General features: G+C 70.3%; 8 protein-coding genes and 1 pseudogene. 1 reads left to right on the top strand and 8 read right to left on the bottom strand.

Annotated features, from left to right (window positions below; translation table 11 throughout):
- Window positions 1–262: 262 nt before the first annotated feature.
- The 7 genes and pseudogenes from ACWD5F_RS41580 to ACWD5F_RS41550 all read right to left on the bottom strand — a co-directional run bounded on the left by ACWD5F_RS41580 (window position 263) and on the right by ACWD5F_RS41550 (window position 7,971).
- Complete coding sequence (locus tag ACWD5F_RS41580; RefSeq protein ID WP_451261389.1) at window positions 263–1,471, bottom strand: sensor histidine kinase; 1,209 nt, start codon at window positions 1,469–1,471, stop codon at window positions 263–265.
- Window positions 1,472–1,550: 79 nt separating this feature from the next.
- Complete coding sequence (locus tag ACWD5F_RS41575) at window positions 1,551–2,204, bottom strand: response regulator transcription factor (RefSeq protein WP_401726206.1); 654 nt, start codon at window positions 2,202–2,204, stop codon at window positions 1,551–1,553.
- Window positions 2,205–2,592: 388 nt separating this feature from the next.
- Entirely contained in the window at window positions 2,593–4,638 is a 2,046-nt protein-coding gene (locus tag ACWD5F_RS41570; protein WP_451261413.1) for an ABC transporter ATP-binding protein, read from the bottom strand.
- Window positions 4,639–4,753: 115 nt separating this feature from the next.
- A pseudogene (locus ACWD5F_RS41565) lies at window positions 4,754–4,960 on the bottom strand (MbtH family protein); the annotation flags it as partial.
- Between the two features lie 239 nt (window positions 4,961–5,199).
- Window positions 5,200–5,865 carry a response regulator gene (locus tag ACWD5F_RS41560; protein WP_451261388.1) on the bottom strand — a complete coding sequence of 222 codons (666 nt, stop codon included), beginning with the start codon at window positions 5,863–5,865 and terminating at the stop codon, window positions 5,200–5,202.
- On the bottom strand, window positions 5,862–7,097 hold the full coding sequence (locus tag ACWD5F_RS41555) for a histidine kinase (RefSeq protein WP_451261387.1): 1,236 nt from the start codon (window positions 7,095–7,097) through the stop codon (window positions 5,862–5,864). Before ACWD5F_RS41555 ends, ACWD5F_RS41560 begins: the two co-directional genes overlap by 4 nt.
- Before the next feature lie 172 nt (window positions 7,098–7,269).
- Complete coding sequence (locus ACWD5F_RS41550) at window positions 7,270–7,971, bottom strand: TetR/AcrR family transcriptional regulator (RefSeq protein WP_451261386.1); 702 nt, start codon at window positions 7,969–7,971, stop codon at window positions 7,270–7,272.
- A 170-nt stretch (window positions 7,972–8,141) separates the two neighbouring features.
- Between ACWD5F_RS41550 and ACWD5F_RS41545 the strand changes: the two genes are divergently transcribed.
- Complete coding sequence (locus ACWD5F_RS41545) at window positions 8,142–8,615, top strand: nitroreductase/quinone reductase family protein (protein ID WP_401726214.1); 474 nt, start codon at window positions 8,142–8,144, stop codon at window positions 8,613–8,615.
- 57 nt (window positions 8,616–8,672) lie between these two features.
- Here ACWD5F_RS41545 and ACWD5F_RS41540 read toward each other — a convergent pair whose 3' ends face one another.
- Complete coding sequence (locus tag ACWD5F_RS41540) at window positions 8,673–10,001, bottom strand: geranylgeranyl reductase family protein (protein WP_451261385.1); 1,329 nt, start codon at window positions 9,999–10,001, stop codon at window positions 8,673–8,675.
- Window positions 10,002–10,064 lie beyond the last annotated feature (63 nt).

Here is a 10,064-nt window from a genome sequence, read left to right as displayed (position 1 = left end):
CCCCCGGGCCTGAAAATCCGAGCAGGGCGCGATTCGTGTTTCGCGGATGAGCAATCGATATCGGGTATCGACAACGGGCATGATCCAGCCCGCGTTCATGCTCTCACGGACATTTGATTGGCGACAGTGTGTGCGGATTCGGGACGGAGGAGTGTGTCCAACAAGCTGTTTTACTCAGTTGGACACATGAGAAAGCGCCCGGTCCGCGAGGGTTCGCGGGCCGGGCGCGTATGCCGGAAAGGGATTCTCCGGTTCAGGTCTCCTACAGGCGGGCGACCACTTTGCGGACCGGGTGTTGGCCGATGCCGGTCGGCGGGGCGGGTACGCGTCCTGGGAAGTACGTCTCCATGACCAGGCCGCCTCCGGGGCGGGCGCGGGCGACGAGTTCGGCTCCGTGGGCGGTGACGATGGCGCGGACTATGGAGAGGCCGAGGCCGTGATGGCCGTCGTCCGGGGTGCGGGCGAGGCGTTGGAAGGGTTCCAGGAGTCGGTCGACCTGTTCGGGCGGGATGTCGTTGCCGGAGTTGGAGACGGAGACGAAGGGGCGGCCGGCGGGGTCGGTGCCGGTGGCGATCTCGACGCGGCCGACGGGCACGTTGTAGTCGATGGCGTTGTCGAGGAGGTTGGCGACCAGGCGCTGGATGAGGGCGGGGTCCCCGGAGATGCCGGTCGGCCGGATGTCGGTCTCCAGTGTCAGTCCGCGCCGGTCGATCTCCGCGTCGAAGGACAGCAGGACGTCCTCGGCGAGTGCGGCCAGGTCCAGTGGTTCGGGGTGTTCGACACCGCGTTCGCTGCTGGCGAGGGTGAGCAGTGACTCCAGCAGGCGGGCCTGCTGCCTGCTGATGACGAGCAGGCGGTCGAAGGTGGTTCGGAAGGTGTCGGTGTCGTCGTCCATGAGGGCTTCTTCGAGCAGCGCGTGTTCCAGGGTGAGCGGGGTGCGCAGTTCGTGAGCCGCGTTGGCGACGAAGCGTTTGTGGGACTCCAGGGCGGTCTGGAGGCGGCCCAGGAGCCCGTCGACGGTGTCGGCGAGGTCCTTGAGTTCGTCGGAGGGACCCTTGGCGTCGAGGCGTTCGTGGACGTTGCGCGCGGAGATCTGCCGGATGGTGGAGGTCATCGTGCGCAGGGGCCGCACGATACGGCCGGCCACGAGCCAGCTGAGCACGATGGAGATGCCGACCATCATCGCCAGGGAGATGCCGGACTGCACCAGGAGGTGGTGCATCTCCAACGCGTGCTGCCGTACGGCCTGTTCGCGCAGTTCCCGGGCGACACCCTCGGCCCAGGGGGGAGGTGACTGGCCGGGCATGACCTCCATGCCGCCCCTGCCGCCGTCGGGCATGGGCAGTCCGCCGACGCCCTGATTGAAGATGGTGATGTTGCCCTTGCGGCGGGAGACGAGGAAGTAGGTGATGGCGAGCAGGACGGCGCCGGAAGCGACGAAGAGCAGGCCGAACAGCACCGTCAGACGCATGCGGACGCGTCGGGGCAGGAGGCGTGCCGGGACGCCTGCGGTGATCGGACGGAGTGGGCTGGGCAGGCGCATCGGCATCTCAGATCCGGTAGCCGCCGCGGGGGACGGTCTCGATCAGGGGCGGTGACCCGAGCTTCGGCCGCAGCCGGTTCACGGTGGTCTTGACGGTGTTGGTGAAGGGGTCCGCGGCTTCGTCCCAGACGCGTTCGAGGAGTTCCTCCGCGGAGACGGGCCGGCCCTGTGCGGCCAGCAGGCATTCGAGCACCGCGAACTCCTTGGGCGTGAGCCGCAGTTGGCTGCCCGCGCGGGTGGCCACCCGGCGGGCCGGATCCAGCCGCAGGTCGCCGTGGACCAGGACGGGAGGCAGTGCCTGCTCGGGGCGCCGGGCGACGGCGCGGATCCGCGCGACCAACTCGGCGTAGGCGAAGGGCTTGGGCAGGTAGTCGTCCGCGCCGCGGGTGAGGCCCTCCACCCGGTCGGCGATCGTGGCGGACGCCGTCAGCATCAGGACGCGGGCCCGGTGCTCCTGTTCCACGAGCACGCCGCACACCGCGTCGCCGTGGACTTTCGGGAGGTCCCGGTCCAGTACGACGACGTCGTAGTCGACGACCGTCGCGCGCTCCAGTGCGTCGGCTCCGTCGTAGGAGACGTCGACCGCCATCCCTTCGCGACGCAGCACGCGTGCCACCGATTCCGCGAGTTCGGCATGGTCTTCGACGACGAGAACCCTCAACTCTTCACCCCCGGCGCGGCACTTCATGACCGGAGAGCCGGGCGGGACAGGCTGTTCATGCCGGTCAGCCTGCCCGGACCGTGGTCACACCCCGGTCACAGCGTCCGCGTGTCGTGTCTGCGTGGTCGTATCCACGTGGTCTGCGCGGTCGTACCCACACAGTCGTCCCTGTGTGGTCCTGTGTGCGTGGCCACGTCCGTGTGTGTGGCCGGCCCGTACGTCGTTCAGCGTACTGCCGGGGCCGGTGCGGTGGCCCGGCTTTTCCTGCCGTGAACGGACCGTCACGGAAGGAAGGGCCGGGTCACGACACCGTGTCCGGAACGCGACGGGCGCGTTCCGGACACGGTTCCCGCGGGCGGGCGCGGCAGGGTTGCCGGTGCCGCTGGGGTCACCGCTGCGCCGGGGGTGGCCCGCCGAGGATCATCGGGGCGGGGCCGGACCCCGGGGGCGGGAGGGGCGGGAGGGGGTCGCCGCCTCCGCCGCCGAAGGACTGCGGCCCGACCGCCGGCTGCGGGACCGGCTTGGTGTGCCCGTTGGTGCGTCCGTGGCCCGCGAACTGGGTGCGGTAGAGCTCCGCGTAGAGTCCGCCGCGCTCCAGGAGTTCCTCGTGGTTGCCCTGTTCCTGGACCCGGCCCTTGTCGATGACGAGGATCTGGTCGGCGTCGCGGATCGTGGAGAGCCGGTGGGCGATGACCAGGGAGGTCCGGCCGATGAGCGCGGTCTTCAGGGCCCGTTGCAGGGCGGCCTCCGACTCCGAGTCGAGGTGTGCGGTGGCCTCGTCCAGGACGACGACGGGCGGGGCCTTGAGCAGCAGCCTGGCCATCGCCATGCGCTGCTTCTCGCCGCCGGAGAGACGGTATCCGCGGTCGCCGACGACGGTGTCGAATCCGTCGGGCAGCGCCTGGATCAGTTCCCAGATCTGTGCGGCCCGGCATGCCTCGACGAGCATCGCCTCGGTGGCGTCGGGGCGGGCGTAGAGCAGGTTCTGACGGATGGTCATGTGGAACAGGTGCGCGTCCTGGGTGACCATGCCGACGGTCTCGTGCAGCGATGCCAGGGTGAGGTCGCGCAGGTCCTGGCCGCCGATGCGGACGGTCCCTTCGACGGGGTCGTACAGGCGCGGCACCAGGTGCGTGATCGTGGTCTTGCCCGCGCCGGAGGGTCCGACCAGCGCGGTGAGTTTGCCGGCCGGCACGGTGAAGCTGAGGTTCCGCAGGGTCCAGGAGTCGTCCACGCGTTCCGGCGAGGGCAGGGCGATCGACTCCAGCGAGGCGAGGGAGACCTCGCGGGCACGGGGATAGCGGAAGGAGACGTCCTCGAACTCGATGTCCGGCGCGGTGCCGTTGCCGGTGCCCGTACTGAAGGTGGGCAGTGCCTTGGCTCCCGGCTTCTCGGAGATGAGCGGCTCGAGGTCGAGGACCTCGAACAGCCGGTCGAAGCTGACCAGAGCGGTCATCACGTCGGCCTGCGCGTTGGAGAGTTGGGTGATCGGGGTCATCAGACGGGTGAGCAGCGTCGCTAGGGCCACGAGGGTGCCGATGTAGAAGGACCCTTCGATGACGAGCTTTCCGCCTACGCCGTAGACCGCGGCCGTGGCCAGTGAGCCCAGGAGCATCATCGACAGGAAGAGCATCTTGCCGTGGACCGCGGTCTGGATGCCGAGGTCACGGCCCCGGCCCGCCTGCTCCGCGTAGAGGCCGGCCTCGGTGGCGGGGCGGCCGTAGAGCTTGGCCAGCAGGGCCCCGGTCACGTTGAACCGCTCGTTCATCAACGAGCCCATCTCGGCGTTGACCTGCATGTGGGCTCGCATGAGGCGCTGCAGCCTGCGCCCGATGATCTTGCCGGGGAGGATGAACAGCGGGACGATCACCAGGCCGATCAGGGTGATCTTCCAGGACAGCAGGAACATCGTCACCAGGACGAACGCCAGGGTCAGTCCGGCGGAGACGACGGTCGACAGCAGGGTGGTCAGGGCTCGTTGGGCTCCGACGACGTCGGTGTTGAGCCGGCTGACCAGGGCGCCGGTCTGGGCCCGGGTGAAGAACGCCAGCGGCTGGCGCTGCACATGGTCGAAGACCTCGGTGCGCAGTTCGTAGATGAGGCCCTCGCTGACCCGGGCCGAGTACCAGGTCTCCGCCCAGCCCACGACCAGTCCGACCACCGCGAGCGCACCGATCGCGACGGCGAGCCACATCACAAGGGAGGTGTCTCGCTTGGCGATGCCGTCGTCGATGAGGTACTTGAACATCACGGGGGGAGCCACGGTGATGGCGGCGTTCAGGGTCGTGATGACCAGGAGCAGGCCGATGCTGAAGCGGTACGGCCGGGTGTAGGGCAGAATGCGTTTGGCCGTGCCGGGTTTGACGCGTTGTTTGGCTCCGGACGGGTCCGGCCCCACTCCGCCGAAAGTCACCGGCCCGGAGCCGCCGATCATGGCCACGGGAATCTCCTCTTGTTCCGCGCCGTCAACGGGCGGCTTGAGCGGACTCGACGTCCTGGGTGTTCGCGGTGCTCTGCTTGTCCGCGGCGTCCTGCTTGTTCGCGGCGTCCTTGTTCATGGCGTCGATGAGACTTTGGGGACGCAGGTCCGTCCAGTTCTTCTCGACGTAATCGATGCAGTCCTTCCGCGGACTCTCACCGAACACCACCCGCCAGCCCTTAGGCACCTCGGCGAAAGCGGGCCAGAGGGAATGCTGGTTCTCGTCGTTCACCAGCACGAAGAACGATCCGTCCTCATTGTCGAACGGGTTTGCCATGACCACTCCCAATCAATTGGGGCCTGCCTGGACTCGCTCAAGATAGTCGCGGGTCACAGGGCACACAAGGTTGGACAAACCGAGGTCGCGCGTCACGAATTACGGGGCACGCAAAGGGCATTGGGATCGCGGTCAAAGGGTGCGGGAAATGATTTCCGGAGCACTGTCCAAGTGCCGGAGATGGACACTTGGACAGTCGGACAAAGGCTTTCGGCCGGCGCCTGTTTCCGGGAAAATGGTCAGCCGAGCCAGCCCGGGCGCACCAGCCCCGACTCGTAGGCCAGGACGACCAGTTGGGCCCTGTCTCGGGCGCCCAGCTTGACCATCGTGCGGCTGACGTGGGTCTTCGCGGTGAGAGGGCTGACGACCAGGCGGCGGGCGATCTCCTCGTTGGAGAGGCCGATGCCGACCAGGGCCATCACCTCCCGCTCCCGCTCGGTGAGTTGACCGAGCGCGTCCGCGGTGGCGGGTTCCTTGGAGCGGGCCGCGAACTCGGCGATCAGGCGGCGGGTGACGCCGGGCGACAGGAGCGCGTCGCCCTCGACCACCGCCCGTACCGCGCGCAGGAGTTCCTCCGGCTCGGTGTCCTTCACGAGAAAGCCGGAGGCGCCCGCACGGATCGCTTCGAAGACGTACTCGTCGAGTTCGAAGGTGGTCAGCATGACCACCTTGACGCCTTCGAGAGCGCCGTCGTCGGTGATGCGGCGGGTCGCCGCCAGCCCGTCGAGCAGCGGCATACGGATGTCCATCAGGACGACGTCGGGGCGCAGTTCGCGCACCTTCCGCACCGCCTCCTCGCCGTCGGAGGCCTCCCCGGCCACCTCGATGTCCGGCTGTGCGTCGAGCAACGCCCGGAAGCCGGCCCGCACGAGTGACTGGTCGTCGGCGAGCAGTACGCGGATCACCGGTCGTCCTCCTTGGCCTTCACCTTCAACGGCAGTACGGCGAGCACCCGGAAGCCTCCGTCAGGGCGCGGGCCCGCCTCGATCGTGCCACCCAGAGCGCCGGCCCGCTCCCGCATTCCGGCCAGCCCGTTGCCGCTGCCGCCCGCGTCGGCGCCGGTCGCGGGCCCGTCGTCGTCGATCCGCAGCCGTAGCTCCCGCGTGTCGTGCGTGAGGTGCACGCGCGCGTGGCGCGAGCCCGAGTGGCGTACGACGTTGGTGAGCGCCTCCTGGACGATGCGGAAGGCGGCCAGGTCCGTGCCGGGGGCGAGGCGGGGCGGTTCGCCCTCGACGTCGACCGTCAAGCCCGCGCTCCCGGCCTGCTCGACCAGTTCGGGCAGGCGGCTGAGGCCGGGCGCCGGTGTGCGCGGCGCGTCCCCGGGCGTGCGGAGCGTGTCGAGCACCTGGCGGACCTCGCCGAGCGCCTCCTTGCTCGCCGCCTTGATGGTGGTCAGCGCGGTGCGCGCCTGCTCGGGGTCGGTGTCGAGCAGGGCAAGTCCCACGCCCGCCTGGACGTTGATGACGGAGATGCTGTGCGCGAGGACGTCGTGCAGTTCCCGGGCCATCCTCAGCCGCTCCTCGTCGGCCCGGCGTTTCGCCGCCAACGTTCGCTCGGCGCGGTCGCGGACCCACTGCTCGCGCCGGGTCCTGGCCAGCTCGGCGACCGCAACGATCGCCACCACCCAGGTGGCGATGACGACCTCCTGGTTCCAGGGCGCCGCCGCGTCTCCGGACGGCGGGAGCCAGCGGTAGAGCCAGTGGGTCATGAGCACGTGCCCCGCCCACAGCATCCCGACCGCGCCCCAGGCGGCCCGTCGATGTCCGGCGACGACGGCACTGAAGCAGGCCAGGGCGACGGTGAGGAAGACCGGCCCGTACGGGAAGCCGGCGCCCAGGTAGACCATGGCGGCGGCGGACGTGCCGAAGACGACGGCCACGGGATGCCGCTGCCGCCACAGCAGCAGTCCCGACCCGACGATCAGCAGCACGCGCGCGAAGGCGTTGAGTTCGGCCCGCTCGTGCACCTGCTGGTGAGCCGCGTAGTTCGAGCCGGCCAGCACGAAGACGGTGAGCACCAGGGTGGAGCGCCACGGCCAGCGGGCGCCGCGCTCCTCCTCGTTCCAGCGGTTCGGCCACGGCGGCCCGTGCCGCCACCACTGGCGCGGGCCGCCCCCGCGCACACGCTGCTCTTCCATGACCGCCACGCTAGACGTCACCGGGCCGGCCCGGCGTCCGCCGGGCGTGGTGATCACGCGTACTCCCGGGGAAGTACGTCAGCCCTGACGAAGGGGAAGCACGTCAGCCCCGGCGAAGGGGAAGCACGTCAGCCCTCGGCAGCCGAGGTGTCGCCGAGGACCCGGTCCGAGGTCACCGCAGGCCCACGCTCGCGGCGAGCCGGCCCGCCCCGTGCCGGAAGAACGCCTCCCGGTCCTCCACCACCCGGTGGAACTGGCCGAACAGCTCGAACCCGATCAGCCCGAACATCTGCGCCCAGGCCGCGACCAGGGCCGTCGCCACGGCCGGCGGGAGGTCGGGGGCGATGTCGGCGGTCAGCCGCTCGGCCTCGGGGCGCAGTTCCGCGGACAGCGGGGGCATGGTGACGCCCGGGCCGCGGATGGCGTCGCGGACGATGCCGATCAGGACGAGGCCGACCCGGGAGGCGGGCGGGACGGTGGTGTCGGGGGCGACGTACCCGGGGACCGGCGAACCGTAGATCAGCGCGTACTCGTGCGGATGCGCGAGCGCCCAGCGGCGCACGGCCTCGCACGCCGCGACCCACCGCCGCACGGGAGCGGCCGCCTCGCCCCCCGCCTTGTCCGCCGCGTCGCGCGCCGCCTCCGCCACTTCCCCGACGGAGTCGTACGCGTCGATGATGAGCGCGGTGAGCAGGTCGTCGCGGCTGGGGAAGTAGCGGTAGAGCGCGGACGAGACCATGCCCAGCTCGCGGGCCACGGCGCGCAACGACAGCTTGGCGGCGCCCTCGGCGGCGAGCTGTCTGCGGGCTTCGTCCTTAATGGCCGCGGTGACTTCGATCCTGGCCCGGGCACGGGCGCCGTGTGCGGTGCTCATGAGAGCGAGTGTGCCACGAAACGAGAGCAGTGCACACAGACATGAGCGCCGCACTAAAAAGAGAGCACTGATCTTGCTTTGGATCGCCGCTCTCATGCAGACTGACAACGCAAGCGAGAGCAGTGCTCACAAAAGTGAGCGGCGCTCTCTCTCACTGGTTGGAGAGCAGCATGTCCGAGTCCTCGTCCCCGTCCGGGTCAGCGCCGTACTACCTCAAGGGCAGCCCGCTGACCGTCCGCTTCAACAGCGTCCTGGGCTGGATGGCCCGGCACGGCATCAGCCTCATGGGCTCCGCCGAGATGTCGGTGCGCGGTCGCAAGAGCGGCCGGATGCAGCGCATCCCGGTCAACCCGCACACCTACGAGGGCACGCAGTTCATCGTCTCCGCCCGCGGCCACTCCCAGTGGGTGCGCAACATGCGGGTCGCCGGCGGCGGCGAACTCCGCGTCGGACGCAAGGTCCGCACCTTCACCGCGCAGGAGCTTCCCGACACCGAGAAGCTCCCGATCCTGCGGACCTACCTGGAGAAGTGGGGCTGGGAGGTCAACCAGTACTTCCAGGGCGTCACCGCGAAGTCCACCGACGAGGAGATCATCGCGGCGGCGCCGGACCACCCCGTCTTCCGCATCACGGTCACGAAGTGACCCCGGTCCTCGGCGGCCCGGCCGGCGTCACGGCCGGCTCATGACCTCACCGCACGGTCAGGAGGAACCGCCCTCGCCGACCGCACCTGTTCCACCGGCCGCACCGCTCCCACCGGCCGCACCGGCCTCTCCCACCGCCCCCGCCTCCCCGTCCGCGTCGACCGCGCCGCCCTCCACAGGACGCCGGTCGAGCGCGGTCAGGGCGCGCTGGGCCATGGGGTGGGAGCGCATGAGCTCGGCGAGCGAGGTCTTGCCCTGGGTGATCTCCCGGAACGCGTTCCACGCCGGCCGGAAGCCGGTGAGCGCCGCGTGGAACAGGCCGGGACGGCGCTCGAAGATCGCCAGCATCCGCTTGCCGACGCTCATCTCGACCCCGAGCCCCGCCTTGATCGCGAACGCATAGTTCAGCGCCTGGCGCCGGGCGTCCACCGCGTCGTGCGCCTCACCGATCCGCACGGCCCACTCCCCCGCGAGCCGCCCCGAGCGCAGCGCGAACGAGATGCCCTCGCGCGTCCACGGCTCCAGCAGTCCCGCCGCGTCCCCGCAGACCAGCACCCGTCCGCGTGAGAGCGGCGAGTCGTCGGCCCGGCAGCGGGTCAAGTGCCCGGAGGAGATGCTCGGTTCGAAGCCCGCGAGACCGAGCCGGGCGACGAAGTCCTCCAAGTACCGCTTGGTGGCCGCGCCTTCACCGCGCGCCGAGATCACGCCGACCGTCAGGGTGTCGCCCTTGGGGAAGACCCAGCCGTAACTGCCGGGCATCGGGCCCCAGTCGATGAGCACCCGCCCCTTCCAGTCCTCGGCGACGGTCTCCGGCACCGGGATCTCCGCCTCCAGGCCGAGGTCCACCTGGTCGAGCTTCACGCCGACGTGCGCTCCTATGCGGCTGGCGCTGCCGTCCGCGCCGACCACGGCACGGGCGAGGAGCGTCTCGCCGCCCTGGAGCACCACGGCGACCGTGCGCCGGTCGGGCACGGACGAGCCGTGCTGCTCGACGCGCTGCACGGTGGCGCCCGTACGCAGCTCGGCGCCCGCCTTCTGCGCGTGCTCGACCAACTGCTGGTCGAACTCGGGCCGGTTGATCAGCCCGAACATCATCTGCCGGGAGCGGCGCGTGCGCGTGAAGCGCCCGTTGTTGGAGAACGTCACCGCGTGCACGCGGTCGCGCAGCGGGAGTTCGAAGCCCGGTGGCAGGGAGTCGCGGGAGGGTCCGATGATGCCCCCGCCGCACGTTTTGTACCGGGGCAGCTCCGCCTTCTCCAGCAACAGCACGCTCCGCCCCGCCACCGCGGCCGCGTACGCGGCGGAGGCCCCCGCGGGCCCCGCACCCACCACGACGACGTCCCACACCCGCTGTCCGTCGTCCGCCGAAGAGTTCTCGCTGCTCACGATGGTCCGTTACTCCCGATCACGCCGCCTGCCGCACCTGTCTCCCGCATCCTACGGCGGGCG

It is taken from the genome of Streptomyces sp. NPDC002499, from assembly GCF_053595415.1.
This window is presented reverse-complemented; position numbering and strand designations above follow the sequence as displayed.

Excerpts from the sequence above, each read along its gene's own strand:
- ACWD5F_RS41570 (WP_451261413.1), bottom strand. The coding sequence starts at position 4,638 with ATGATCGGCGGCTCCGGGCCGGTGACTTTCGGCGGAGTGGGGCCGGAC.
- ACWD5F_RS41545 (WP_401726214.1), top strand. The coding sequence starts at position 8,142 with ATGTCCGAGTCCTCGTCCCCGTCCGGGTCAGCGCCGTACTACCTCAAG.
- ACWD5F_RS41550 (WP_451261386.1), bottom strand. The coding sequence starts at position 7,971 with ATGAGCACCGCACACGGCGCCCGTGCCCGGGCCAGGATCGAAGTCACC.
- ACWD5F_RS41580 (WP_451261389.1), bottom strand. The coding sequence starts at position 1,471 with ATGCGTCTGACGGTGCTGTTCGGCCTGCTCTTCGTCGCTTCCGGCGCC.
- ACWD5F_RS41555 (WP_451261387.1), bottom strand. The coding sequence starts at position 7,097 with ATGGAAGAGCAGCGTGTGCGCGGGGGCGGCCCGCGCCAGTGGTGGCGG.